This is a genomic window from Sphingomonas donggukensis (assembly GCF_023674425.1).
Lineage (GTDB): Bacteria > Pseudomonadota > Alphaproteobacteria > Sphingomonadales > Sphingomonadaceae > Sphingomonas > Sphingomonas donggukensis.
Genome location: NZ_CP098401.1, coordinates 222,684 through 248,625, shown reverse-complemented (window position 1 = coordinate 248,625; position 25,942 = coordinate 222,684). Strand labels below are relative to the sequence as shown.

Genomic DNA, 25,942 nt, shown 5'->3' with positions numbered 1-25,942 from the left:
CTTACGCTGGCGCGTGCGACCGCTGCGCGGTGACGTGCAGCGCGGCCCCGGCCTGCCGGGCGCCTGTCGAGCGGGGATGCGCCTCGCTCCGAAGACAGGAGCCAACGAGATGTCGCTTCAACAGGCCCAACGCCGCGCGTGGAACCTCGCCCGGACCCTCATGGTCGAAATCCTGATCATCCAGTTCGACGATCGTCGCTTCGGGGTGCTCGAAGCCGCCGAATTCGACGGCGATCCGCAGGCCATCATCACCACCTACGATCCATTCGCGGCCTGAGCGCACAGGATCCACCGGCGGTGCCACTACCCGCCGCCGGCTGGGACCGTTCGCGCCAGGGCCCGGATGGCACGCCCACGGGGATCGATTTTCGCGCGCGCTGTTTTCGAGCCGCCCCACGCCACGCCTGCTTTGCCAATCAAGCCAGCGCTGCGGCGGCGCGCGCCAGCGCCGCCGCCCAAACGCTGGAGACCGCTCATGCCCGATGCCACACTGTCCCTGCCACCGCGCTACCTGCGAACCCCCGAGGCGGCGCGCTTCCTGAGCCTTTCCGGTCGCACGCTCGAGAAGCACCGCTGCTACGGCACGGGCCCCCGTTATTCGAAGATCGGCGGGCGCGTCGTCTACCGGGTCGAAGACCTTCAGGCGTGGGCCGAACGCGGCGCCAAGCGTTCGACGAGCGAAGAGACCGGCGATGTCGTGCTGCCAGCCAAACGGCATGCCGCCATCGCGCCCTATTACCAGGATCGGTCGCGGTGACCGCGGTTGCGCCCGCTGGCGCGCCGCTGGCGCCGTCCAACATCGATGGTCAGACGCGCGTCGACCTGATCCATCGGCCCGGCGAGATCGAGCATTGGGTTCGCTTCGGCAACGCGGTCGCCGAGACAATCATCGATCGCCGCCGCCGCGCGCTCTGGTTCAGCCCCGGCACCATTCTCGCGTTCGTGCGCTGGCGGTCGAACACGTTCGGCACGGTCCTCTCCCGCATCGACATCCTGACGGCGGCGATGCCGGGCCAACCCTTGTCGACAGTGCCGGGCGTGACCCCCGGCGGCATCCCGCTGCTGCGCCTCGCCGGCTGGCCGTCGGTCGCCGAGACGCTCGCGGCGATCGACGCGATCGACACCATCGGCCTCGACCCCGCCGACATCTGCCCGGACCACTGGCGGCAGGTTCATCACCATCTCACCGCACGCTCGACGCCGCGCACCTATACACTCGCGCGGCATCGCGCCTGGCGCCTTCGGCAAGCGACGGCGTCATGCTGAGCCGGACGGTCGTAGCGCTCGCCGGCATCGCCTTGCTTGCCGGGCCCGCGCTCGCGCCACCGCTGCCGCGTCTCGTATGGAACGCGACGCCCAGCGCACCGGTCGGACTTTACCGGGTCGAACCAACCACGCTGCCGCGTCGCGGTGCGTTGGTCCTGGTGCTGCCGCCACCGCGGCTGGCACGGCTGTTCGCCGCCCGCGGCTATTTGCCCGAGCACGTACCGCTGCTGAAGCGGATCGCTGCGCAGCCTGGGCAGCGGCTCTGCCGGTTCGGTAACCGCGTCACGGTCGACGGCCGCGTCGTTGCCCTCGCGCTCGCGCACGACCGGCGCGGCCGTCCGCTGCCGTGCTGGCACGGCTGCCGGTCGCTCGGGTCCGATGAGTTGTTCGTACTCAGCCCCGGCGTCCGCGACGCCCTCGACGGACGTTATTTCGGGCCGCTGCCGCGCGCTGCGATGATCGGCGTCGCGACGCCGCTCTGGACCCGGAACGACCGGTGAAGCGCGTTCCGTCACGTCGTCAGTGCGTACTGGTCGTCGCGCTCATCCTACTCTCCGCTCGTCCCCTCGCTGCCGCCGCGACCGCGCCGGACGAGCAGTCCGACCGGCTTCGCACCGTCGCCGCCGCGGTCGACGAGGCGTCACGCCACTTCGGCATACCCGTCGAGTGGATTTGGGCGATCGTGCGCGCGGAGAGCGGGGGCGATGCCCGCGCGGTGTCGTCGGCGGGCGCGATGGGGCTGATGCAGATCATGCCCGCGACCTACGCCGACCTCCGGCGGCGTCACGGCCTCGGTGCCGATCCGTTCGCAGTGCGTGACAATGTCCTCGCCGGCACTGCTTATCTGCGCGCGTTGCACGACCGTTTCGGCGCCTACGGCATGCTTGCCGCCTACAACGCCGGCCCCGGCCGATGGGAAGACCATCTGGCAACCGGTCGGCCGCTGCCTGGCGAGACCCAGCGCTATCTCGCTCGCCTGTCGCCCGTGATCGCGCCCGGCGCGGCTGGGGTGCCGGTGCAACCGCTCGGGACCCCGCGACTGTCCCCGTTCGCCGCACCGATCTTCGTCGCGCGGACTACGGTCGCGCTGCCGATCATCGCTTCGACAACGCGCGCTCGGACGACGGCCGAAGCGCAGCCGACGGTCGGCGCAGCTGCACCGCCGGACGTAAACGCATCGCCGAATCCCAGCGGCAAGACTGCGCCGCGGGTCGACCTCATCCGGTCCGTTTCACCACGTTCCGATACGCTTTTCGTCGAGTCATCGTCGGGAGGGGCGTCGCGATGATCGGGCCTGCTCGCTCGGACCGGTGCGACCGCGACATCGCCTGTTGCCGTCGGGAGGATGGCGGCAATTTGGAACCGACCGTGGAGGGCAGGATAAAGGCCGCAAGGTGCGGACGGTCGGGTCGGAGGAAAAAGAACGCTGGTACAAGTGCTTGGAGCAAGGTGCCGCTCAGCGCCGCAACGTGCGCCTCCCGCAGGAGTGGCGGCTTTCCTGGGGTTTCAGCACCTTTTTGGCGTCGATGAGCGACGATCGCCGTTTCCAGGTCCGCCCGGGTCGCATCCGATCAGCCAAGGCAAAAGGCGCGAAAACCTTCCTCGCGACCGCGCTCAAGTCGGCGCAGAAGGCGGGCGGCCTGGAAGCAGGCGGACGCAGCGCTCGCTCGACCTTCGGCCGTGGACGCGCATCGAGCGTTGCGGCGCACCGTCTGCTCGGCGATCGCTCGCGCGGCGCGATCGTCAAGGCGCGGGTGGTCCGCATGCGCGGGAGCGTGGGAGCATTGCGCGCCCATGTCGCCTATCTGCAGCGCGACGGGGTCACGCGCGACGGCGAGCCCGGGCGATTGTTCGGGGCTACCGATGAGGTTGTCGACGGGCGCGCCTTCGCCGAGCGCTGCGCGGAGGACCGACACCATTTCCGGTTCATCGTTTCGCCCGATGACGCGGCCGAACTCGACAGCCTGAAGGACTTCACCCGCACGCTGTTGGACGATGCGGCGCGCGACCTTGGTACGCGGCTCGACTGGGTGGCGGTCGATCACTGGAACACGGCCCATCCGCACGTCCACATCCTGGTTCGCGGCCGGGACGAGGATGGCGAGAATCTGGTGATCGGTCGTGACTATATTTCACGCGGCTTGCGCGCGCGAGCCGGCGCGCTCGTAACGCAGGAGCTGGGGCCGAAGTCCGAGCTCGAGATACGCCGCGCTCTCGACGCCGAGGTTGGCGCCGAGCGGTGGACGCGGCTCGACCGGCTGCTCGGCCGCGAGGCGGCGCGCGCCGACGGGATCATCGACCTGCGGCCCGGCGGCTCGCCCGACCCCTTACGCTTCCACCGCATCGGTCGGATGCACACGCTCGAACGGCTCGGGTTGGCGGCATCCGTCGGCGCGGGTCGCTGGGCGCTCGCTGCCGAGGCAGAGGCGCGGCTGCGCGACCTCTCGATCCGCGGCGACGTCATCAGACGCATGCACCGGGCGATGGGCGAGGGCAGCGCACCGGCCGACTGGGTGCTCGACGCGAGCGCTGCAGGCCAGCCGGTGATCGGGCGCCTCGCTGCGCACGGCCTCGACAACGAACTGGCTGGGACGGCGTTCGCGATCATCGACGGTGCCGACGGCCGCGTGCACCACGTGGCCTTGCCTTCGGTCGCCGCGCTCGGCGAGCCCGTCGATGGCGCGATCGTCGAGCTGCGCCAGTTCGCCGATGCCCGCAGCGCTCAGCGGACCGCGCTGGCGGTGCGCTCCGACTGGACGCTCGACCAGCAGGTCACGGCCGAAGGCGCCACCTGGCTGGACCGACAACTCGTCGCGCGAACCCCGGTCGCCTTGGCCGATCGCGGGTTCGGCGCCGAGGTGAACACAGCGCTCGCCGAGCGCGCCGACCAGCTCTCGAAACTCGGTCTTGCCCGTCGCAACGGCAGCAGCTGGTCGTTCGCGCCCGGGATGCTCGACGACCTCAGGCGGCGCGACCTGGCGCGCGAGGGGCGACGGCTCGCCGGTCAGACCGGGCTTGCCTTCGAAACCGTCGAGGCTGGTGATGCGGTCAGTGGCGTGTTTCGCCGACGTCTCAACCTGGCCTCGGGCCGCTTCGCGATGATCGACAATGGTCTGGGGTTTCAGCTCGTCCCCTGGTCACCGGGCCTTGAGCGGCACCGGGGCGGGCAGGTCGACGGCATCGCCGGCCCCGGCGGGATCGACTGGTCGCGCAGCCGTGACCGCGGCATTTCGATCTGATCCCGTCCGATTTGCGCGCCGCGCTGCGATTGCGCTCGTGCGTCCCTTGAATATCGGCCGCCCCCGCCACCGATAGTTGCTTTCGGCAAGGAGGCCGTAGGTGTCTGGAACGAAGATCTTCTGGGGGCAGGTCACGCTCGTGCTGCTGGTCGCGCTCGCCTTTCTATGGGGTGCGACGGAGTGGACCGCATGGCGGCTCGGGTTCCAGTCGCAGCTCGGACCGCCCTTATGGATCTGGCATGGTGTCCCGGTCTACGCGCCATTCGCGCTCTTCGTCTGGTGGTTCCAGTACGAGGCCTATGCCCCGCACGTCTTTGCGGAAGGCGGCGCGATCGCGGCGGCCGGCGGGATCGTCTCGGTCGGCGTGGCGATCTTCCTGTCGATCCTGCGCGCGCGCGAGGCGCGCCACGTCACGACCTATGGATCGGCGGAATGGGCCGAACGCCGCGACGTGCGGGGCGCCGGGCTGCTCGACGGCAAGGGGGTCGTGCTCGGGCGCTTTGGACAGGACTATCTGCGCCACGATGGCCCCGAGCATGTGTTGTGCTTTGCGCCGACCCGCTCGGGCAAGGGCGTCGGTCTGGTCATCCCGACGTTGCTGACCTGGCCGGGCTCCACCGTCGTCCACGACATCAAGGGCGAGAACTGGACGCTCACCGCGGGCTATCGCGCGCGCTTCGGACGCGTGCTGCGATTCGACCCGACCGATCGCGCGAGTGCGGCCTACAATCCGCTACTCGAGGTCCGGCGCGGCGACCTCGAAGTCCGTGACGTCCAGAACATCGCCGACATCCTGGTCGATCCCGAAGGCGGGCTCGAGAAGCGCAACCATTGGGAAAAGACCAGCCACTCGTTGCTGGTGGGCGCGATCCTCCATGTCCTGTACGCCGAGCACGACAAGACGCTCGCCGGGGTCGCGACTTTTCTCTCCGACCCGTCGCGGTCGATCGCCCGCACGCTCGATGCGATGCTCAGCACCCCGCACCTGGGCGAGCGGGCGCATCCGGTCGTGGCCGCCGCTGCGCGCGAGTTGCTCAACAAAAGCGAGAACGAGCGCTCGGGCGTGCTCTCGACCGCGATGAGCTTCCTCTCGCTCTACCGCGATCCGGTGGTCGCCGCGGTGACCGGCCATTGCGACTGGCGCATCGCCGATCTCATCGAGCATCCGGTGCCGGTCTCGCTCTACCTGGCCGTGCCCCCTTCCGATATTCAGCGCACCAAGCCGCTGGTCCGGTTGATCCTCAACCAGATCGGCCGACGACTGACCGAGCGTCTCGGCGGTGCACAGCGTCAACGACTGCTGCTGATGCTCGACGAGTTTCCAGCGCTTGGCCGCCTCGACTTCTTCGAAAGCCAGCTGGCTTTCATGGCCGGCTACGGCATCCGCGCTTTCCTCATCGCTCAGTCGCTCAACCAGATCGAAAAGGCGTACGGACCTAATAACGCCATCCTCGACAATTGCCACGTCCGGGTCGCGTTCGCGACCAACGACGAGCGCACGGCGCGACGGATCTCCGACGCACTCGGCACCGCGACCGAGCTGCGCGCGATGAAGAACTATGCCGGCCACCGCCTTTCGCCCTGGCTCGGTCATCTCATGGTCTCGCGCCAGGAAACCGCGCGACCGCTCCTGACGCCCGGTGAAGTCATGCAGCTGCCGGTCGACGACGCGATCGTGATGGTCGCCGGCGCCAAGCCGGTACGCGCGACCAAAGCGCGCTACTTCACCGACCCCGCGCTTGCCGGCCGGGTGGCAGCGCCGCCCGCGCCGGTGCGCGGAGCTGCAGTGGCGGATGACTGGTCGGGATGCGCGGCCATCGCGCCGTCGACCGCCTTGCGCGAACGGACCTCATCGCCCGATGCAGCCAACGGCGGTATCCGCCGCGAACCCGAACTCGGCGATCACGAGGAGGTCGCGCAGCCGCCGCCGGTCGTCGCGAACGAGTTTGATCCCGGTGCCGACGACGCCGACGACGAGGCGGCACAGGCCCAGCGCTTCAACCAACTCGCACAGACCGTCGCGCGAACCGCGAGCCTCGACCCCGACGATGGCGTGGAGCTCTACTGATGCCCGCGCGCAAGGCCCAGCTCACCATCTACCTCGAACCGGCGACGCTGGGCGCGCTCGAGGCATTCGCCAGAAAGAGCGGCAGTCCCAAATCTTTGGTCGCCGAAGCAGCGGTGGCGTCGTTCCTGACCGGCGACGACGCCGATCGTCGCGATGCGGCCACGATCAAACGGCTCGACCGGATCATTCGCTTGCTCGACCGGCTCGAGCGCAACGACACAATCGCGCTCGAGACCCACGCACTGTTCATCCGCTTCTGGCTGACCGCAACGCCCGCGCTTCCCGAGCAGGGCACGCCCGCCGCCCGTGCCAAGGGGCAGGAGCGCTACGAGCGCTTCATCGAGGCGCTCGGGCGCAGGGTCGCGAGCGGGACACGGGTCGGCGACGAGATCGCGCTCGACCTCGGCTTGTCCGACGCGGCCGACGATCTCCGCCCGCACGACTGATCGGGTCGACCGAGCGGGCACACGCCAGGGGCCGACTCGAAAAGGCCCGTTGACGAGCTGATCAGCGGACAAAACCTGCGACACGCACGATCGGCTTACGAGTGCTCCCGCCCTTCTTTCTGCCGTTGCACGCTACCACCCTACTACGCCCGTGAAACGGTTGCGGGCCTCGCAAATCCCGGTTCATGGGTTCGCCTGTCATCGAGCGGCTCGCTTCGAGCAACGCCTGAAAAGACGAGGTTCCAATGCCCGCAAACCCTGCGATTCTGCGATCGGAGACGCACGCCCGCGCCACACGCATGCTGCGCACGGCGCTCGGGCCGGCGATCGCCGGTTTCCTCGACGATCCCGCGGTCGTCGAGGTCATGCTCAATCCGGACGGGCGGCTGTGGGTCGATCGGCTGACCGACGGGGTTGCCGACACCGGCGCGTGCCTGTCGCCGGCCGATGGCGAGCGGATCGTCCGCCTCGTTGCGCATCACGTCGGCGCCGAGGTCCATGCCGGCGCCCCGCGCGTCTCGGCCGAACTTCCCGAAACCGGCGAACGCTTCGAAGGCCTGCTCCCACCGATCGTCGCCGCGCCATCCTTCGCTATCCGCAAGCCAGCGGTCGCGGTCTTCAGCCTCGCCGACTATGTCGCCGCCGGGATCATGACCGGCGTCCAGTCCGACATGCTGGCTTGTGCTGTCCGCGAGCGCCGCAACATCCTCGTCGCCGGCGGCACATCGACCGGCAAGACGACACTGGTCAACGCGCTCCTGGCCGAGGTTGCCTTGAGCGGCGACCGGGTGGTGCTGATCGAGGACACCCGCGAACTGCAATGCGCCGCGCCCAACCTCGTGTCGCTCCGCACCCGCGACGGCGCGGCAAGCCTCGCCGACCTCGTCCGCTCGGCGCTGCGCCTGCGTCCCGACCGCATTCCGATCGGCGAGGTGCGCGGCGCCGAGGCGCTCGATCTGATTAAGGCCTGGGGCACCGGCCATCCCGGCGGCATCGGCACGCTCCATGCCGGCAGCGCGCTCGGCGCGATGCGCCGTCTCGAGCAGCTCATCCAGGAAGCCGTGGTCACCGTGCCGCGCGCGCTCATCGCCGAGACCATCGACCTCGTCGCCGTCCTTTCCGGCCGCGGGCCCGCCCGCCGGCTGTCGGCGCTCGCCCGCGTCGCCGGGCTCGGCGCCGACGGCGACTACCTGCTCATCCCCGAAGGAGAATGATCATGACCACAAGGTTGACCCGTCTGGCGGCATCGGCATCGGCGCTCGCCCTGACGCTCGCCGCGTCGCCGGCCTGGGCCGGTGGCTCGAACATGCCATGGGAGCAGCCGCTCCAGCAGATCCTGGAGTCGATCCAGGGGCCGGTTGCCAAGATTGTCGCGGTGATCATCATCATCGCGACCGGCCTGACGCTCGCATTCGGCGACACCTCTGGCGGCTTCCGGCGGTTGATCCAGATCGTGTTCGGCCTCTCGATCGCCTTCGCCGCATCGAGCTTCTTCCTCTCCTTTTTCTCGTTCGGCGGCGGAGCCCTCGTCTGATGGGCGCCGACGAGCCAGCGATCGGCTTCTACGCGCCGGTGCGCCGGTCACTGGCCGAGCCCATCCTGCTGGGCGGCGCGCCGCGCACGCTCGCGATCGTCAACGGCACGCTCGCCGCCGCTTTGGGGCTCGGTCTCAGGCTGTGGCTGGTCGGCATGTTGTTTTGGCTTCTCGGTCACCTGCTCGCCGTGCTCGCCGCGCGCCACGACCCGGCCTTCGTCGACGTCGTGCGCCGTCACCTTCGCTACCCCGCGCTGATGGACGTCTGACGATGCTCAATCTCACCGAATACCGCCGACGCGCCTCCCGCCTCGCCGACCTCCTCCCCTGGGTCGCGATGGTGGCGCCGGGGGTCGTGCTGAACAAGGACGGCGCGTTCCAGCGCACCGCATCCTTCCGAGGTCCGGACCTCGACAGCGCGACCCCCGCAGAATTGGTCGCGATCACCGCGCGGCTGAACGGAGCGCTCCGGCGCTTGGGCTCGGGCTGGGCGATCTTCGTCGAAGCGCAGCGGCTTGCCGCCGCTGCCTATCCGCCCGGCGTCTTTCCCGATGCGGTGTCGGACATCGTCGATGCCGAACGCCGCGCGCAGTTCGAGGAAGCCGGCAGCCATTTCGAAAGCGCGTATTTCCTTACTTTGTTGTGGTTGCCGCCCGCCGACGAGGCGGGCCGCGCCACCGGCTTCCTCTATGAACGTCGCGCAGCGGACGCAGGCGACGGCCGCGCAGCGCTCGCCGGGTTCGTCGATCGGTCCGACCGTCTGTTGCGGCTGATCGAAGGTTTTATGCCCGAGGCGCGCTGGCTCGACGACGCGGAAACCCTGTCGTATCTCCATTCCACAGTCTCGACCCGCCGCCAGCGTGTCCGCGTCCCCGAGACGCCGATGTATCTCGACGCGATCCTTGCCGACGAACCGCTGGTCGGCGGCTTCGAACCGCGGCTGGGAAACGTACACCTGCGGACGTTGTCGGTACTGGGCTTCCCTTCGCAAACCTGGCCTGGCCTGCTCGACGACCTGAACGCGCTCGCCTTTCCCTATCGCTGGGCGACGCGGGCCATTCTGCTCGACAAGACCGATGCCGCCAAGGTGCTCACCCGCATCCGCCGGCAATGGTTCGCCAAGCGCAAGTCGGTCGCCGCGATCCTTAAAGAAGTGATGACCAACGAGGCCTCGGTGCTGCTCGATTCCGATGCCGCCAACAAGGCCGCCGACGCTGACTTGGCGCTTCAGGAACTGGGCTCCGATCTGGTCGGCACCGCCTTCGTGACCGCGACCGTTACCGTTTGGGATGCCGACCCCCGTGTCGCCGACGAGCGACTGCGGCAGGTCGAAAAGGTCATTCAGGGCCGCGATTTCACCTGCATCGCCGAGCGCGCCAACGCTGTCGAGGCCTGGCTCGGCTCGCTCCCCGGCCAGGTTTACGCCAACGTCCGTCAGCCGCCGATCTCGACGCTGAACCTGGCGCACATGATGCCCTTCTCGGCGGTCTGGGCGGGCCCGCGCCAGGATGAGCATTTCGGCGCGCCGCCTTTGTTCATGGCCAAGACCGAAGGGTCGACGCCGTTCCGCTTCGCGCTCCACGTCGGCGATGTTGGGCATTGCCTCGTCGTTGGACCGACCGGCGCGGGTAAGTCGGTGCTGCTCGCGCTGATGGCGCTGCAATTCCGGCGCTACGAGAATACGCAGGTCTTTGCGTTCGATTTTGGCGGCTCGATCCGCGCTGCGACGCTTGGCTGCGGTGGCGACTGGCACGATCTCGGCGGCGGCATTGCGGAAGCCGCAGATGCGGTTGCGCTTCAGCCGCTCGCGGGAATCAACAGTGCCGCCGAACGCGCCTGGGCGGTCGATTGGCTGGCCGCGTTGCTGGCGCACGAAGGCGTCGTGGTCGATCCGCAGGTCAAGGATCATCTGTGGACCGCACTGCTGAGTCTCGGGTCGGCGCCAGTCGCCGAACGCACCCTGACCGGTCTGGCGGTCCTCCTGCAGAGCCAGGCGCTCAAACAGGCGCTTGCACCCTTCACCGTCGGCGGGCCCTGGGGCCGCCTGCTCGACGCGGAGGCGGAGCGGATCGGCGTGGCCGACTGGCTCGCGTTCGAAACCGAGGGACTGATCGGCACGCCGGCCGCGCCCGCGGTGCTGGCCTACCTCTTCCACCGCATCGAAGCGCGCCTCGATGGCCGGCCGACCCTGATCATCATCGACGAGGGCTGGCTCGCGCTCGACGACGAAGGATTCGCCGGACAGCTGCGCGAATGGTTGAAGACGCTGCGCAAGAAGAACGCGAGCGTGATCTTCGCAACCCAGAGCCTTGCCGACATCGATGGCTCGGCGATCGCGCCCGCCATTATTGAAAGCTGCCCGACGAGGCTGTTCCTGCCCAACGAGCGTGCGCTCGAACCCCAAATTTCGGCGATCTACCGCCGCTTTGGCCTGAACGATCGCCAGATCGAGATCCTGAGCCGCGCGACCCCGAAGCGCGACTATTACTGCCAGTCGCGGCGCGGAAACCGGCTGTTCGAACTGGGTCTCGGCGATGTCGCCCTGGCCTTCACCGCCGCCTCGTCGCGCACCGACCAGACGCTGATCTCGAATCTCGTCGATACCTACGGCCGCGACAGTTTCGCTGCAGCCTGGCTCGAGGCGCGTGGCCTTGGCTGGGCCGTCTCTCTCATCGATTGAAGAAAGGAGTTTTCGTCATGAAGAATGCTGTTGCTCGTCTGCTCGTGTCCGGTGCTGCGCTCTGCTCGCTGGCAATCGCATCGACCCCTGCGTCTGCTCAAGGCCTCACCGTCTTCGATCCGACCAATTATGCGCAGAACATCCTGCAGGCGTCGCGCGCGCTCACGCAAATCAACCAGCAGATCCAGTCGCTCCAGAACGAGGCGCTGGGGTTGGTCAACCAAGCGAAGAACCTGGCGTCCTTGCCCTATTCGTCGTTGCAGCGGCTCCAAGACTCGGTTCGCCAGACGCAAGCCCTGCTCGAGCAGGCGCGCGGGATCGCGCACCGCGTCGGCGACATCGATCAGGCTTTCCGCACGACCTATGCGCCGGCGTCGGCCAGCACGAGCAAGACCGAGCTCGTCGACGGTGCCCGCGCCCGCTGGCGTCAATCGGTCGATGCGCTCCAGGACGCCCTGCGCGTGCAGGCCGGTGTCGTCGGCAACATCGAGACCAACCGCCAGGAGATGGCCGCCTTGGTCGGGTCGAGCCAGTCGGCGCAGGGTGCGCTCCAGGCAGCGCAGGCCGGCAACCAGATCCTCGCGCTTCAGGCGCAGCAGCTCTCGGACCTGACCGCGGCGGTGGCTGCCCAAGGCCGCGCCCAGGCGTTCGATGCAGCGCAGCGCATGGCTGCGCAGGATCTCGGTCGCGAGAACCTGCGGCGGTTCCTGGGGTCGGGGCACGGCTACCAGCCGACCGCGATCACCATGTTCCGGCGCTGAGCGCGACATCATGCCCGACGTCGCTCCACTGTCCGATCAAGCCCGCCGCGCCCGCTATGTGCTGATCGCGCTCGGTCTCGGCACGCTCGGTGCCCTCGCGGCGGCGGTCGCAACCCAGTCGCCGGACGATCGCAGGTCGCCATCGATGGCGTCGCGCAGTGCCTATCCGATCGCAGCAACGCTGCTGCGCTGTCAGGCGCTCGGCGACGCAGCGCTTGCCGATTCCGGTTGTCGTGCGGCGTGGGCCGAGCATCGCCGGCGCTTTCTGGCGCGGGAGGGCCGGCCATGACCGACATGGGCGTGATCGACCGCTTTCTCGACGTGTTCACCCGCTACATCGACAGCGGATTCGGGCTGTTGGGTGGCGAGGTCGCTTGGCTCGCATCGACGCTGGTCGTCATCGACGTGACGATCGCCGCCCTGTTCTGGGCGTGGGGCGCCGACGAGGATGTACTTGCACGGCTGGTGAAGAAGACGCTGTTCGTCGGCGCCTTCGCCTTCATTCTCGGCAACTGGAACAACCTGGCGCGCATCGTTTTCGAGAGCTTCGCCGGTCTCGGCCTCAAGGCCTCGGGCACGTCGCTGACGATGGCCGATTTCCTGCGACCGGGAAGGATCGCGCAGACAGGTCTCGACGCCGGTCAGCCGATCCTCGACGCGATCTCGGGGCTGATGGGGTTTGTCAGCTTCTTCGAGAATTTCATCCAGATTGCGATCCTGCTGTTCGCCTGGGCGACGGTCCTGCTGTCCTTCTTCATCCTCGCGATCCAGCTCTTCATTGCGCTGATCGAGTTCAAGCTCGCGACGCTGTGCGGCTTCGTGCTCGTGCCGTTCGGCCTGTGGGGCAAGACCGCCTTCATGGCCGAGCGCGTGCTGGGTCTGGTGGTGTCGTCGGGCGTCAAGGTGCTGGTGCTTGCGGTCGTGGTCGGGATCGGCTCCACGCTGTTCCAGGAGTTCACGCAAGGCTTTCAGGCGGAACCGACGATCGAGGACGCAGCCGCGCTCATGCTCGGCGCGCTGTCACTCCTTGGCCTCGGCATGTTCGCCCCGGGCATCGCCAACGGCATCGTGTCGGGAGGACCGCAGATGGGCGCCGGCGCGGCGGTCGGCACCGCGCTGCTCGCCGGTGGCGCCGCGGTCGGTGCCGGTGCTGCCGCCAAGCTCGGCGTCGGTGCGGTGGCAGGAGGCGCCGCGCGGGCGGCCGGCGGGGCGGCGAGCGTCGCTGGCGGGGCCGCCACCGCCTACAAGCTCGGCTCGGAGGCCGCTGGCGGCTCGGTGCGGGGTGGCCTGGAAGGAGTGGCGCGTGCCGGCGCTGAGGCGCTCGGCACCCCCATGAAGCGTGCGGGGCAGGGTCTGAAGGACCGCTTCGCCACCGGCGGCGAAGCGGTGCGGACCGAGGGCGGTACCGCGTTCGGTGCCGCCGCCGGTGGAACTGTCGAACCGGCCTGGGCGCGCGCGATACGCGATCGCCGCGCCGCCGCGCGCGGTGCCGAGACCGCGGCCCACACCCTCAAATCCAGCGACCGCGGCGGCGCGGGCGCGTCCGTCGATATCAAGGAGACTGAATGATGCGCTTCAAGCGAGCGAGCGTGCGCTACGGCCGCACCCCCGATCCCGACACACCCTATGCGCGGGCGGCTCAAGTCTGGGACAACCGCATCGGCTCGGCCCGCGTCCAAGCCCGCAACTGGCGGCTGATGGCGTTCGGTTCGTTGCTCCTCTCTTCCGGACTCGCCACGACCGTCGTCTGGCAAGCCCGCAGCGGCAGCGTCACGCCGTGGATCGTGCAAGTCGATCGCCTCGGACAGGCGCAGGCGGTCGCGCCCGCCGACGCCGGCTATAGTCCAAGCGATCCGCAAATCGCCTGGCACCTCGCGCGCTTCATCGAGCAGGTCCGCTCGATCCCCGCCGATCCGGTGGTGCTGCGCGCCAACTGGCTCGCAGCCTATCAGTTCACCACGGACAAGGGAGCGGCCGCGCTCAACGAGTTCGCGCGAGCCAACGACCCCTTCGCCCTCATCGGCAAGGAACAGCGGGCGGTCGACGTATCGTCGGTCATTCGCGCCTCGCCATCGAGCTTCCGGGTTGCCTGGGTCGAACGCCGCTACGTCGATGGTCAGCTCGCCGCGACCGAGCGCTGGTCGGCGATCCTCACCGTCACGCTTCAACCCCCGCGCGACGTCGAGCGGCTGAAGCAGAACCCGCTCGGCGTCTACGTCCACGCGCTCAACTGGTCGAAGGAGCTCTCCCAATGAACCACTCGTCCGCCCTCGTCGCGCTCGCCGTCCTTGCCGGCTGCACCGCGCAGGCCGCGCCGCCACAAACCCCACCGCCACCGCCCGCCGCGGTCGATGCCCCGTCACCGGCGCCGCCGATTGAATATGTCGCGGTGCCGACGCCGCTGCCGCTTCCCGGCCAGCTGAAGCCCGCGCCCACCGTACCTACCGAGCTCCGAGACCCCCGCGCGCGTGTTGCCGCAGCCAATGGTGCCGCCCGCGTCGAGCCGAGCAAATCGGGTTGGATCAATGCCGTCCAGGTCTATCCATTCAGCGACGGCGCGCTCTACCAGGTCTATGCGGCGCCCGGACAGGTCACCGATCTGGCGCTCGAACCGGGCGAGCAGTTGATCGGCACGGGGCCAGTCGCGGCCGGCGATACCGTGCGTTGGGTCATCGGCGACACGGTGAGCGGAAGCGGTCCCGCGGCGCGCGTGCATATCTTGCTGAAGCCTGTCCGGGTCGGCCTGGCGACCAACCTCGTGATCAACACCGACAGGCGGACCTATCATGTCGAGCTAAGTTCCGCCGAGCGCACCTACATGGCGTCGGTCTCCTGGATCTATCCGCAGGACCAGCTGATCGCGCTGAAGCGGCAGAGCGCGAGCCTTGCCGCCGCCGCGCCGGCCACGACGTCGCCGCTCGCCGCGCTCGATCAACTTCACTTCGGCTACCGGATCGAAGGCGATCGTCCCCCCTGGCGCCCGCTGCGCGCGTTCGACGACGGCCGGCAGGTGATGATCGAATTTTCGCCCGCCGTCGCCAGCGCCGAGTTGCCGCCGCTCTGGGTACTCGGTCAGAAAGACGAGGCCCAGCTGGTCAATTACCGGGTGCGCGGCCGCTACATGGTCGTCGACCGCCTGTTCGATGCCGCCGAACTCCGGTTCGGCGCCAAGCGCCAGCAGCGCGTCCGCATCGTGCGGGAGGGGACGCGATGACCGACGAAACGCTCAGCTCCCCGGCGCGCAGCGAAGCCGAGATCGCGCGCGACATGCAACTGCGCAGCCCGCCACCCCGTGTCGTGCGGCTGTCGCGCAAGGCGTTGGTGGTAACCGGCGGTATCGCCGCCGCCGCGCTGAGCGCGGCGCTCTTTTACGCACTGCAAACCGATCGACACGACGCGCCGACCGAGCTCATCAACACCGACAGTCGCCAGCCGACCGAGGCGCTTGCCAAGCTCCCCAAGGATTATGCCGGCGTGCCACGGTTGGGGCCGCCGCTACCTGGTGATCTTGGTCGACCGATGCTGGCAGCCGGCGTTCCCCCGGAGCCGATCGCTGCGTCGACGCCCGCGCCATCCGACCCAGCCGCACAGGCGCGCGCGGCAGCACTCCAACGCATGGCGCAGGAACGTGACGCGGCGCGGACCAGCCGGCTGTTCAGCACCGACGCGCAAGCACCGGCTGCCGGTGCGCCGGCAACCCCGCCACCCGTCGAGGTCGCAGCTACCGCGGCGACGCAAACCCCGGCCAGCGACGCCCGCACGGCGTTCCTGACGCGGCCGACGGACACCGACACGATCGCCAGCGGCCGACTCGCAGCCCCGGCCAGCCCCTATATTCTCCAGGCGGGCGCGGTCATTCCTGCTGCGCTGATCACCGGGCTGCGCTCCGATCTTCCCGGACAAGTCACCGCGCAGGTGACCGAGAATGTGTTCGACGGGCCGAGCGGTCGGTTTTTGCTCGTCCCGCAAGGATCGCGGCTGATCGGTCAATATGATGCCGAAACCCGCTTCGGGCAGCGTCGTGCCCTGCTTGTATGGAATCGGTTAATCCTACCCGATGGACGCTCGCTCATGCTCGATCGCCAGCCGGGGGCGGACGCGCAGGGCTTCGCGGGCCTCGAGGACAAGGTGGACAATCACTGGGGGCAGATCTTTCGCGCGGCGCTGATATCGACCTTGCTCAGTGTTGGCACCGAAGCGGGCAGCGCTACCGAAGAGGACGGGCTGGTCCGCGCTTTACGCAGCGGATCTTCAGATGCGATCGCCCAGGCCGGGAGTCAGATTGTCGGCCGCTCGCTCGACATACAGCCGACGCTCACTATCCGACCGGGCTATCCCGTTCGCGTGATCGTAACGCGCGACCTAATCCTTGAACCGTGGATCGGAGGCGCCTGATGGCGACACTCAAGCTATCAGCCATCGACGACGACAAGCCAGTCCGAATTACCGTCGATCTACCAGCCGGCCTTCATCGCGACCTGGTCGCTTATGGGGAGGCGATGGGCAGGGCCGCAGAAGGCGGCTCGGTTGCCCCGCAGAAGCTCATCGTTCCCATGCTCCAGCGGTTCATTGCCTCGGATCGCGGCTTTGCCAGCGCTCGGCGCGACCGCCGGTGACGAAGCAATCCAACTAGAGACGAACTTTGGGCTCAATCGGATCAGTTGAAGGCGCGAAGGCACATTGCCGTTCATCGACATGACTGTGCCTCACGTCGGCACAGCACTTCATATTTCTTGCCCGTACGGCCGTACGGCAGTGTCGATACTGTCGCGCCCGCAATGGACGTCAATCAACCGATCAGTTCCTCGATCAACAGCAGCGCCAGGAAACCGACGAAGAACATGGCGCTGATGAGCGGCGTGTCGGGTTTTTCGTGCGCCTCGACCAGCAGTTCCTCGGTCACAAGGTATAGCAGCGCGATTAGGCCGAAACTGAGGAAGCCCGCAACGATCGTCGGCGGCAGCGTCGCGATCGGAAGCGCGATCAGCGTGCCGAGCGGCGTCAACAGTGCAAGCGCAGCGGAAATCGCCACTATCCGGACCTTGGACGTGATCGTCTCGCCAAGTTCTTCGGTCACGGTGACGCCGAGGAACAGCACCTCAAGCGTCAGCGCGATCGTCAGGAGGATGCCCGCTTCCGCGCCGGCGATGAAGGCGAGGCCGAGCACCAGCCCGTCGATCAGCAAGTCGGTCCCGATCGCACCGATCAGCGCCACCGGGCCGCGCACCCGGCTCTCCAAAGTCTTCAGGCCGAGCATCACGGCTACGCCCGCCGCACCGCCGATCAGTGTCGCGAGCGGTGCGGCATCGTGCATCACCTGCGGCAGGATTTCAGTGGCGGCCGCCGCAAATACCACACCGGCCGCGAGGTGCTGGATGGCGCTGGTCAGCGCCGGCCCCGGACGGCGCAGCGCGGTGAGGATCGCGCCGATCACGATCGCGACGACCGGAATGAAGGTATAGCCGAGCGCGGTCATGTTTCATCCCTTGGCCTGTGCGGTACCCAGATTCGCCACGGCCGCGTCGGCGACGGCAGCGTGAGGCCGAGCACCGCCGCTCGGCCGCGGATCGCATCCTGCGTCCTTCCGATCGCCTTGGCGATCACCGAAGCCGTCTGCCGCGCGTCGATGCGGCGCCGCAGGTCGTCATCGTCCTGCGCCGTCCACGAACGGCCGCGATTTGGGGGAACGCTCATGCCCCGCAATTCGGACGCACCAACGTCTTCACACCACGTTGTCGGGTTCGAGTGCGCACGGCGCATCCGCATCGGTTTCGATCTGGATCGTCGCATGACCAATCTCGAAGCGCTCTTTCAGCGCCGCGGCGATCGTCGCGGTAAAGCTGTCGCCCGGATAGCCCTCGGGCACCAGCAAATGCGCCGTCAGGGCGGTCTCGGTCGTGCTGATCGGCCAGATGTGGAGATCGTGAACACCCTTAACCCCGCGCTGCTTGCGAAGGAATGCGGCGATGCGGTCAGGATCGATGTTCGCGGGCGCCGCCTGCAAGCTCATGTTGACCGAATCGCGAAGCAATCCCCAGGTGCCGATCGCGACGACCGCGACGATCGCGAGGCTGATCACCGGATCGATCCAACTCTGCCCGGTCAGGACGATCGCGAGCCCGGCCACCACCACCGCCGCCGACACCCCGGCGTCGGCGGCCATGTGCAGGTAGGCCCCGCGGATATTGAGGTCGCCTTTCCGACCGCTCATGAAGAGGAGCGCCGTCGCGCTGTTGATGACGATACCGATCCCGGCGACGATCATCACCGTCGTGCCCGCGACCGGCGCGGGTTCGGCGAAGCGCCGGATCGCCTCGATCGCGATCACGCTGATGGCGACGAGTAGCAACACTGCGTTGAACAGCGCGGCAAGGATCGACGAGCTGCGCAGTCCATAGGTATAACGGCCGCTCGGACGCCGCTTGGCAAGCGTCGCTGCGCCCCAGGCGATCAGCAATCCGAGCACGTCGCTTAGATTGTGGCCCGCGTCGGCAAGCAGCGCCATCGACCCGGCGATCAGCCCGTACACCGCCTCGACGATGACGAAGCCGAGATTGAGCGCGGTGCCAATCGCGAAGGCGCGACCGAAATCCTTCGGCGCGTGGCTATGCCCATGTGCGCCATGATCGTGTCCGGCATGATCATTGTCGCTATGATCGTCCGCAGCGGAATGCCCGCTTTCGGCCGCGCTCATCGTGCCGGTCTCGCGTTCTCGCCGCCGAGCACCTCGACCGCTTCGAGAGTGATCAGCCCGATCCCCGATATATCGGCGAGCGTCGCAACGAAGTCGCGAAGCCGGGCCTCATCGTCGATGATTTCGATGACCAGGGACTGGTCGTCCTCCAGGAAGTGGCGCCGGTGCTCGTGCGCGGTCTGGCCGAAGCCGAACAGCGCCTGGAGCACGGTCGCCCCTGCCATCTTGGCGTCGCGCGCGCGCGACGCGACTTCCTCGAACACCTTGCGGTCGCCGAAATAGGCCGCCTCGTCGGTGTAGATGCGCAGCAGTTTCATGCTGTCTCCCATCATTTCTCTCCTGTTATCATGCTGTTGCCGCCACGTCGTGCGGTTGGTCCTTGCCGCGACTGCGCCACCGTTCACCAAGGCCGAGGATGACCTTGGCGAGCGCGGGCAGCACGAGCAGGGTCAGGATCGTCGCCGCGATCAACCCGCCGATCACCACCGTCGCCAGCGGCTTCTGCACCTCGGCGCCGGTGCCGTGCGCCAGCGCCATCGGCACGAAGCCGATCGCCGGCACGAACCCGGTCATGATGACCGGCCGCACTTTCTCGAACGTGCCCTCGACGATCGCGCGGCTGAGCTCGACGCCCGCTTCCAGTCGTTCGCGGATCGCGGTCATCACGACCAGGCCGTTGAGCACCGCGACCCCTGCAAGGCAGATGAACCCAACCGCCGCCGACACCGAAAATGCGATACCGGTCAGCAGCAGCGTGAACACGCCGCCGGCGAGTCCGAGCGGCACCGCGGCGAACACCGCCGTCGCGCGGCCAACCCCGCCAAGCGCCATGTAGAGCAGCGCGAAGATGGCGGCGAAGCAGATCGGAACGACGATCGCCAGCCGGTCGGACGCGGCCTGGAGGTTCTGGAACTGCCCGCCCCATTCGAGATAGGAGCCGGTCGGCAGCGCCACCTTCTCCACCTTGGGCAAGGCTTCGGCAACGAACGATCCGACGTCGCGGCCGCGCACATTTGCCTGGATGACGACTCGGCGCTTGCCGTTCTCGCGGCTGATCTGGTTCAGGCCTTCGCTGAACCGGAACTGCGCGACCTGCGCGAGCGGGATCGATCCGCGAGTTTCGCCAGCTTCCTGGGGAAGAAGGACCGGCAGGCTGCGCAGCGCGTCGAGACTGTCACGTGTTGCGGTCGGCACGCGGACCTGCACCGCAAACCGGCGGTCGCCCTCGAAAACCAGGCCCGCCTCGCGACCGCCCATCGCCGCCGACACGGTGTCGGCGACCTCCTCGATCGTCAGACCATAGCGCGCGATCGCGGCACGATCGAACCGGACGTCGAGCGTGGGCGAGCCATCGGTCTGCTCGGCCTTCACGTCCGCCGCACCGGGTATCGTCTGGAGAGTCTGGACGATGCGCGCGGCCGACGCGCTCATCTTGTCGAGATCGTCGCCGTAGAGCTTGATCGCGACATCGCCGCGCACGCCCGCGATCAGCTCGTTGAAGCGCAATTGGATCGGCTGGCTGACCTCGAAAGCATTGCCGATCTTCGCGCCGGATTTCTTTTCAATCCTCTCGAGCACGTCGGCCTTGGTCTCGACACCTGCGGGCCATTCATCCTGCGGTTTGAGGATCACGAAGCCGTCCGAGATGTTGGGCGGCATCGGATCGGTCGCGACCTCGGCGGTGCCGGTCTTGCTGAACATCAGCGCGACCTCGGGCAGGCTCGTGACCGCGCGTTCGACGTCACGCTGCATCGCCAACGATTTTTCGAGACTGACCGAGGGCACGCGGCTCGACGCCAGCGCCACGTTCTTCTCGTCGAGCTGGGGGATGAACTCCTGCCCCAGGAACCCGAACGCGAAGACCGCTGCGGCGAAGAAGCCGAAACCGCCGAGAATGAACGGCCAAGGCTTGGCGACCGCGCGATCGAGGATCGGTGCGTAGCGATCCTTGACCTTGGCGATCAGCCAGACCTCCTTTTCCGCCACTTTGCCGCGAATGAGCAGCGCGACCATCGCGGGGACGAAAGTCAGCGCGAGGATGAAGGCCGCTGCCAGCGCCAGCATGATCGTGATCGCCATCGGCGAGAAGGTCTTGCCCTCGACCCCGGTGAACATCAGCAGGGGGGCGAACGCGAGGAAGATGATCGCCTGCCCATAGACGGTCGGCTTGATCATCTCTTGGCTGGCGCGCATCGTCTCCTCCAGCCGTTCGCGCAGCGTCAACAGCCGCCCTTCATGTTCCTGACGATGCGCCAGCCGGCTGAGACAATTCTCGATGATAATCACCGCGCCATCGACGATAAGCCCGAAGTCGAGCGCGCCGAGGCTCATCAGGTTTCCAGGCACGTTGAAGGCGTTCATTCCGATCGCCATCATCAGGAACGAGAACGGGATGATGAGCACCGCGATGATCGCCGCGCGAATGTTGCCGAGCAGCAGGAACAGCGCCGCCGCGACCAGCACCGCGCCTTCGAGCAGGTTCTTCTGAACCGTCTCGACCGTTGCGTTGACCAACTTCGACCGGTCGAGCGTCGGGGTAACCTTGATGCCGGGAGGCAGCGATTTCGTAATCGCGTCGACCTTCTCGCCGACGTTGCGCGCGACGACGCGGCTGTTCTCGCCGATCAGCATCAGCGCGGTGCCGACCACGACCTCATGGCCGTTCATGCTGGCGGCACCGGTGCGCAGGTCGCCGCCGATGCGGACCGTGGCCACGTTCTTGATCGCAACCGGAACGCCGCCGCGCGTCGCGATGATCGCGTCGGCGATCTCATCGAGGTCGCGGATGCGCGCGTCGCCACGGACGAGGAACGCCTCGCCGCCGCGGTTGAAATAATTGGCACCGACCGAAAGGTTCGCCGCCTCCAGCGCTTTGGCCAGTTCGGAATAGGAGACGCCGTAGGCGCTCAGCTTCACCGGATCGGGTTCGACGACATAGGTCTTCTCGAACCCGCCGATCGAATCGATCCCGGCAACGCCCTGGACGGTGCGAAGCTGCGGCCGGATGATCCAGTCCTGCACGGTGCGCAGATACGCCGAGCGTGCGACGTCGTCGGTCAGCCGGTCGCCCTCGGGGGTGAGGAAACTACCGTCGGACTGCCAACCGGGCTTACCGTTGACGATCTTCGCGCCCTTGCCGCCGGGATTGGTGAAATCGACCGCGTACATGAACACTTCGCCCAAGCCGGTCGTGACCGGCCCGATCTGCGGCTGGACGCCGTCGGGCAGGCTGTCGCGCGCCTGCGCGATCCGTTCGCTGACCTGTTGGCGTGCGAAATAGAGGTCCGTCTTGTCGGTGAATATCGCGCTGACCTGGCTGAAGCCGTTGCGCGACAACGAGCGGGTGGTTTCGAGGCCAGGGATGCCGGCGAGCGCGGTCTCGATCGGGAAGGTGACGCGCTTCTCGATCTCGATCGGCGATAGACCGCGTTCGACCGTGTTGATCTGGACCTGGTTGTTGGTGATGTCGGGAACCGCGTCGATCGGCAGGTTGGTCAGCTGCCAGAGACCGATTCCGGCGATGACGAGGAACAGGGCGACGACGCCCCAGCGCGCCCGGACGGACAGCGCCATCAGATTGGCGATCATCTTTTATTCCTCCTCACCGGCGGACTTGCCGAGCTCGGCCTTGAGCAGGAAGGCGTTGGTCGTCGCGATCGTCTGGCCCGCCGTGAGGCCGGAGACGATCTCGATCCGTCCCGCGCTGCGGTCACCGGTCGTGACCGGGGCTGCACGGAACCCCTTCGCCGTGCGGACGAAGACAACATCGCTGCCGCCGACCGACTGAACGGCCTCCTCGGGCACGACCAACGCGGTCGTCGATCCGCCACGGCTGGGGAGCAGGCGCACCCGGACGGCGAGGCCCGGTTGCAACCCGCCACCGGGCACGTCGAGCACCGCGGTCGCCGAGCGGGTTTCGCCGCTCAGCGTCGGCGTCACGGCACGTACGCGCGCGTCAATGGTCCGCCCATCGGGGAGCTCGATGACCGCGCGATCGCCGGGCGCGAGCCTGCCCGCGTCGGCCGGGCCGACCGCCGCCTCGATCTGAATCTGCCGCGGGTCGGAGACGCGGAACAGTTCGGCCTCGGGCTGGACGAAGGCGCCGAGGCGAATGGTCGTCGCGGTTACCCGTCCAGATATCGGGCTGGCGACGATGACCCCGCGCCCGTCGCGGGTGACGTTGGCAGCCCCGGCGGCGACTTGCGCGCGGCGCGCTTCGGCGGCGGCGGACGCGGCCTCGGCCTGCGCCTGTTCGAGATCGACCCGCGCCGAGACCTTCTGATTGTAGAGATAGCGCTCGCGCGCCAACGATTTCTGCGCGAGCGTCGCCTTCGCGCCCGCCGCGGTGCGGTCGGCTGCGATCTGTGCGGCATCGCGGCTCTCGACGATGGCTAGCGCCTCGCCAGCGCGGACAGGATCGCCCAGCCGCTTGAGTACCCGCGTCACCGCGCCGCCGGCGCGGGCGGTGACGATCGCCTCGCCGGTCGGCGATGCCGAGACGACTGCCTGGCTGACGATCTCGGCGGCTAGACCACCCGCGCTGATCGCTTCGGTCGCGATCCCCGCATCCTTGATCCCCGCGGCGGTCATCGTCAGCGTCGTCGTCGGCGCTTCGCCCTCGGGTGCTACGGGTTCAGTCGCGGCAGGGACAGGCGTGTCGGTGGTGCAGCGCGAGACGGCAAATCCACCCATCCCAGCCACGAGCGCAATGGCGGCCGCGCCGCCGAGCAGGCGCTTGTTGGTATCGATCATCGATTGTCTCCGGGAATCTGAAGGTCGGCGGGCGCGAGGCTGGTCAGCCTGAGCAGGCGCGCCTGAGCGTCGTGGTATGCGGCGAGCGCGTCGGTTGAGGCGGCGCGCGTTTCCGACAGCGTTCGTTCGGCATCGAGCAGTTCGAGCTGGCCGAACTTGCCTTGGCCGTAGCCGATCCGCGCGATCCGGGCGCTTTCCTGCGCCGCGGCCAGCGCAGGTCCGCCCGCTGCCCGCGCGGTGGCAGCGGCGTTGGCGACCTCGGCCTCCGCCGCGGCGATCGCCTGTTCCGCCTCGAACCGGGCGAGGCGTCGTTGTGCGGCGAACTGATCGCGTTCGGCGCTCGCCTGCGCGATAGCGGCGCGGCCGTTATTGAACACTGGTAGCGGGATCGAGACGCCGAACACGGCGGCGACATCGTTGGTCGCCTCTAGCCGGCGCGCGCTCGCGCTGACAGTAACATCGGGGATGCGCTGCGATCGGGCGAGCCGAACCTGCGCATCGGCGGTTGCGACGTCGGCAGTCGCTGCCGCCAGCGCCAGCGTACCGTCGGACCTCGCAGGGACCGCCGGACCGAACCCGCCGACGCGATCGAACCATGCGAGATCGAGCGGGCCGGTTATTGGACGCCCGATGAGCCGACCGAGGTTGCCGCGCGAAAGCTGGACGTTGCGCTCGGCGCGGTCCGCAGCGGTGCGGGCGTTGATCGCCAGCACCTCGGAGCGTTGCTGATCGATCGGAAAGGTCGCACCGACCATCACGCGCTCGGTCGCGACGCGCAACGCCTCGCCGGCGATTGCCGCCTGCTCGCGCGCGACGACCAGCCGCCGTTCGGCGGCGGCTGCTTCGATATAGGTCTGGGTGACTTGCAACTCGAGATCGGCCAGCGCGGTTGCGGCCTGGATCCGCGCGCGGGCGCTGCGCGCATCGGCAACCCCTATCCGCGCCGAGCGCTTGCCGCCGAGTTCGATCGGGAGAGCGACGCCGACCGTCGTCTCCGCGCTCGACAGACCGCGATAGGCGCCCGTTCCGGCGACATTTTCGGTCTCCGCTTGGATGGATGGATTCGGACGCAGCCCGGCGATGACACGCGCGGCGGAGGTGGCGCGGATCCCCGCGTCGGCGGCTTCGATGCCGGGTGATCGCGCGCGCGCGGCGGCGAGCGCGTCCTCAAGGGTCAGCGGAGCCTCGGCCGAGACCGATGAAGGTGCGGACACGGATTGAGGTGGCTGGGCGGCGGCAACGCCTGCACAGCCGGTCGCGGCGAGCAGCGCCGCGATAAAACGGGACATGGATCGGTTTCTCCTGACGTTCGCTTACGAACCCCGCGCAACCCGAGGGCGCGCGGAGCGGTGGCGGACGTCAGGCGATCGGCGGTCTCAGATCGCGGCGCGGCGCGATCGAAGCTGGTGGCGTACCGGAAGCGAAACCGCTCGGCACGGCGGAGGCATGGTCGCCGATGGCGGACCATGCCCGTGCGGGAACGCCCAAGTCATGATTGTGACCCGCACCGTGATGATGCGGCGTGGCCTTGTCGCTGTCGCCGGGAACTTCATCGCTGTCGCCCGGCGCATGACCGGCGGTCGTTCCATCGACCACCGTAGCGCAGACACCGACATCCGCCGCATAGGCGACCGACGACTGGACGCCGACCCAAAGGGTCAGCACCAGCATCAGACGTGCGACGATGGCGAGCAGCTTGCGCATAGGGCGAGGCACCTAAACGAAAACACCGGATGGGCAAAGGATCATTGCAATCCGTTACCCGTCAACGACCAGTTAGGCGTAAATGAACTGGCCCCGAGATATTTGGCGGCCATGTTATTTCATTACCGCAGGCAAGACTTGCGCCCGGTCCGGTTCGGCGTGGGCAGTGTTGCCGCGCAGCTCATCTGTCGCTTGTCGCAAAATCTGGAGGCCGCCCGATATCCCCAGCGCCGCCATGATCGCAGCGACGATCAGGTCGGGCCACTGCGTGCCGGTGCCCAGCACGCCGACTGCCGCCGCGAGTACCGCCAGATTGCCAATCGCGTCATTGCGCGAGCAAATCCACACCGAGCGCATGTTGGCGTCGCCCGACCGGTAGCGATACAACATCAGCGCGACCGCGCCGTTGGCGACCAGCGCGAGCGTGCCGACGATCCCCATCGTCTCGGCGCGGGGAACGCCGTCGCCGAATGCCGCCACGATCGTCGTCACCAGCACATAGAGGCCGAAAGCGAATATGGTAGCGCCCTTGAGCAACGCCGCGCGCGAACGCCAGCGCAACGCCATCCCGGCGACCCCGAGGCTGATCGCATAATTGGCGGCATCGCCCAGAAAGTCGAGCGCATCGGCCTGGAGCGCGCGCGACCCTGACGCCAGCCCGGCGACGATCTCGCCCGCAAACATCGCCGCGTTGATCGCAAGTGCGACCCACAGCACCCGTCGCCAGCGCTTGTCGGCTGTCGGATCGCGCGCGTCGGACGCGCAGCTGCTGCATACCATGTCATCCACCTCGACGGA

Annotated in this window: 28 protein-coding genes; 19 read left to right on the top strand and 9 right to left on the bottom strand. The window is 68.1% G+C overall.

The annotated features are described in order from the left end of the window. Positions 1-13: 13 nt before the first annotated feature. From M9980_RS01205 to M9980_RS01115, 19 genes are all read left to right on the top strand, one after another. Positions 14-277, top strand: a complete 264-nt coding sequence (locus M9980_RS01205) for a hypothetical protein (RefSeq protein ID WP_250752517.1) — start codon at positions 14-16, stop codon at positions 275-277. A gap of 198 nt (positions 278-475) precedes the next feature. After that, positions 476-757, top strand: a complete 282-nt coding sequence (locus M9980_RS01200; protein WP_250752515.1) for a helix-turn-helix transcriptional regulator — start codon at positions 476-478, stop codon at positions 755-757. Further along, positions 754-1,266, top strand: coding sequence for a DUF2840 domain-containing protein (locus tag M9980_RS01195; protein ID WP_250752512.1), 513 nt, complete (start codon positions 754-756; stop codon positions 1,264-1,266). The genes M9980_RS01200 and M9980_RS01195 overlap by 4 nt, the downstream gene beginning before the upstream one ends. Further along, positions 1,260-1,766 (top strand): S26 family signal peptidase, encoded by a 507-nt coding sequence (locus tag M9980_RS01190; protein ID WP_250752510.1) that lies wholly within the window; start codon positions 1,260-1,262, stop codon positions 1,764-1,766. The genes M9980_RS01195 and M9980_RS01190 overlap by 7 nt, the downstream gene beginning before the upstream one ends. Continuing rightward, on the top strand, positions 1,763-2,554 hold the full coding sequence (locus M9980_RS01185; RefSeq protein WP_250752508.1) for a transglycosylase SLT domain-containing protein: 792 nt from the start codon (positions 1,763-1,765) through the stop codon (positions 2,552-2,554). The genes M9980_RS01190 and M9980_RS01185 overlap by 4 nt, the downstream gene beginning before the upstream one ends. A 238-nt stretch (positions 2,555-2,792) precedes the next feature. After that, positions 2,793-4,505, top strand: coding sequence for a relaxase/mobilization nuclease domain-containing protein (locus M9980_RS01180; RefSeq protein ID WP_250755016.1), 1,713 nt, complete (start codon positions 2,793-2,795; stop codon positions 4,503-4,505). A gap of 100 nt (positions 4,506-4,605) precedes the next feature. Further along, complete coding sequence (locus M9980_RS01175) at positions 4,606-6,573, top strand: conjugal transfer protein TraG (protein ID WP_250752507.1); 1,968 nt, start codon at positions 4,606-4,608, stop codon at positions 6,571-6,573. Continuing rightward, positions 6,573-7,019 (top strand): CopG family transcriptional regulator, encoded by a 447-nt coding sequence (locus M9980_RS01170; protein WP_250752505.1) that lies wholly within the window; start codon positions 6,573-6,575, stop codon positions 7,017-7,019. The genes M9980_RS01175 and M9980_RS01170 overlap by 1 nt, the downstream gene beginning before the upstream one ends. 299 nt (positions 7,020-7,318) lie before the next feature. Next, positions 7,319-8,233 (top strand): P-type conjugative transfer ATPase TrbB, encoded by a 915-nt coding sequence (trbB, locus tag M9980_RS01165; RefSeq protein ID WP_250752503.1) that lies wholly within the window; start codon positions 7,319-7,321, stop codon positions 8,231-8,233. A 2-nt stretch (positions 8,234-8,235) separates the two neighbouring features. Continuing rightward, the gene (locus tag M9980_RS01160; RefSeq protein WP_250752501.1) at positions 8,236-8,553 is read left to right on the top strand and encodes a TrbC/VirB2 family type IV secretion system protein; all 318 of its coding nucleotides are present in this window, start codon (positions 8,236-8,238) and stop codon (positions 8,551-8,553) included. Continuing rightward, a complete protein-coding gene (locus M9980_RS01155; protein ID WP_250752499.1) occupies positions 8,553-8,822 on the top strand; it encodes a VirB3 family type IV secretion system protein in 270 nt (89 codons plus the stop codon). The genes M9980_RS01160 and M9980_RS01155 overlap by 1 nt, the downstream gene beginning before the upstream one ends. Positions 8,823-8,824: 2 nt before the next feature. Beyond that, positions 8,825-11,233, top strand: a complete 2,409-nt coding sequence (gene trbE / locus M9980_RS01150; RefSeq protein ID WP_250752497.1) for a conjugal transfer protein TrbE — start codon at positions 8,825-8,827, stop codon at positions 11,231-11,233. A 17-nt stretch (positions 11,234-11,250) separates the two neighbouring features. Further along, the gene (gene trbJ / locus M9980_RS01145; protein WP_250752494.1) at positions 11,251-11,994 is read left to right on the top strand and encodes a P-type conjugative transfer protein TrbJ; all 744 of its coding nucleotides are present in this window, start codon (positions 11,251-11,253) and stop codon (positions 11,992-11,994) included. 10 nt (positions 11,995-12,004) lie between these two features. Further along, on the top strand, positions 12,005-12,283 hold the full coding sequence (trbK-alt, locus tag M9980_RS01140) for a putative entry exclusion protein TrbK-alt (RefSeq protein WP_250752491.1): 279 nt from the start codon (positions 12,005-12,007) through the stop codon (positions 12,281-12,283). Continuing rightward, positions 12,280-13,563, top strand: a complete 1,284-nt coding sequence (gene trbL, locus M9980_RS01135; protein ID WP_250752488.1) for a P-type conjugative transfer protein TrbL — start codon at positions 12,280-12,282, stop codon at positions 13,561-13,563. Before trbK-alt ends, trbL begins: the two co-directional genes overlap by 4 nt. After that, positions 13,563-14,249, top strand: coding sequence for a conjugal transfer protein TrbF (gene trbF, locus M9980_RS01130; protein ID WP_479725559.1), 687 nt, complete (start codon positions 13,563-13,565; stop codon positions 14,247-14,249). The genes trbL and trbF overlap by 1 nt, the downstream gene beginning before the upstream one ends. After that, a complete protein-coding gene (trbG, locus tag M9980_RS01125) occupies positions 14,246-15,208 on the top strand; it encodes a P-type conjugative transfer protein TrbG (RefSeq protein ID WP_250752482.1) in 963 nt (320 codons plus the stop codon). Before trbF ends, trbG begins: the two co-directional genes overlap by 4 nt. Beyond that, positions 15,205-16,389, top strand: a complete 1,185-nt coding sequence (locus M9980_RS01120) for a TraB/TrbI/VirB10 family type IV secretion system protein (protein ID WP_250752479.1) — start codon at positions 15,205-15,207, stop codon at positions 16,387-16,389. The genes trbG and M9980_RS01120 overlap by 4 nt, the downstream gene beginning before the upstream one ends. Next, the gene (locus M9980_RS01115; RefSeq protein ID WP_250752476.1) at positions 16,389-16,610 is read left to right on the top strand and encodes a DUF2274 domain-containing protein; all 222 of its coding nucleotides are present in this window, start codon (positions 16,389-16,391) and stop codon (positions 16,608-16,610) included. Before M9980_RS01120 ends, M9980_RS01115 begins: the two co-directional genes overlap by 1 nt. 173 nt (positions 16,611-16,783) lie before the next feature. Here M9980_RS01115 and M9980_RS01110 read toward each other — a convergent pair whose 3' ends face one another. The 9 genes from M9980_RS01110 to M9980_RS01070 all read right to left on the bottom strand — a co-directional run bounded on the left by M9980_RS01110 (position 16,784) and on the right by M9980_RS01070 (position 25,924). After that, complete coding sequence (locus M9980_RS01110; protein ID WP_250752473.1) at positions 16,784-17,470, bottom strand: ZIP family metal transporter; 687 nt, start codon at positions 17,468-17,470, stop codon at positions 16,784-16,786. After that, positions 17,467-17,688, bottom strand: coding sequence for a hypothetical protein (locus M9980_RS01105; protein WP_250752471.1), 222 nt, complete (start codon positions 17,686-17,688; stop codon positions 17,467-17,469). Before M9980_RS01105 ends, M9980_RS01110 begins: the two co-directional genes overlap by 4 nt. Positions 17,689-17,716: 28 nt before the next feature. Beyond that, positions 17,717-18,688: a cation diffusion facilitator family transporter gene (locus M9980_RS01100; RefSeq protein ID WP_250752468.1), complete on the bottom strand. Its 972-nt coding sequence runs from the start codon at positions 18,686-18,688 to the stop codon at positions 17,717-17,719. Then, a complete protein-coding gene (locus tag M9980_RS01095; RefSeq protein WP_250752466.1) occupies positions 18,685-19,005 on the bottom strand; it encodes a DUF190 domain-containing protein in 321 nt (106 codons plus the stop codon). Before M9980_RS01095 ends, M9980_RS01100 begins: the two co-directional genes overlap by 4 nt. A 28-nt stretch (positions 19,006-19,033) precedes the next feature. Beyond that, positions 19,034-22,276 carry an efflux RND transporter permease subunit gene (locus tag M9980_RS01090; RefSeq protein WP_250752464.1) on the bottom strand — a complete coding sequence of 1,081 codons (3,243 nt, stop codon included), beginning with the start codon at positions 22,274-22,276 and terminating at the stop codon, positions 19,034-19,036. 3 nt (positions 22,277-22,279) lie between these two features. Beyond that, the gene (locus M9980_RS01085) at positions 22,280-23,440 is read right to left on the bottom strand and encodes an efflux RND transporter periplasmic adaptor subunit (RefSeq protein WP_250752461.1); all 1,161 of its coding nucleotides are present in this window, start codon (positions 23,438-23,440) and stop codon (positions 22,280-22,282) included. Continuing rightward, positions 23,437-24,729: a TolC family protein gene (locus M9980_RS01080; RefSeq protein ID WP_250752460.1), complete on the bottom strand. Its 1,293-nt coding sequence runs from the start codon at positions 24,727-24,729 to the stop codon at positions 23,437-23,439. Before M9980_RS01080 ends, M9980_RS01085 begins: the two co-directional genes overlap by 4 nt. Before the next feature lie 70 nt (positions 24,730-24,799). Next, positions 24,800-25,144, bottom strand: coding sequence for a hypothetical protein (locus M9980_RS01075; RefSeq protein WP_250752458.1), 345 nt, complete (start codon positions 25,142-25,144; stop codon positions 24,800-24,802). A gap of 114 nt (positions 25,145-25,258) precedes the next feature. After that, positions 25,259-25,924 carry a cation efflux transmembrane domain-containing protein gene (locus tag M9980_RS01070; RefSeq protein WP_250755015.1) on the bottom strand — a complete coding sequence of 222 codons (666 nt, stop codon included), beginning with the start codon at positions 25,922-25,924 and terminating at the stop codon, positions 25,259-25,261. Positions 25,925-25,942 lie beyond the last annotated feature (18 nt).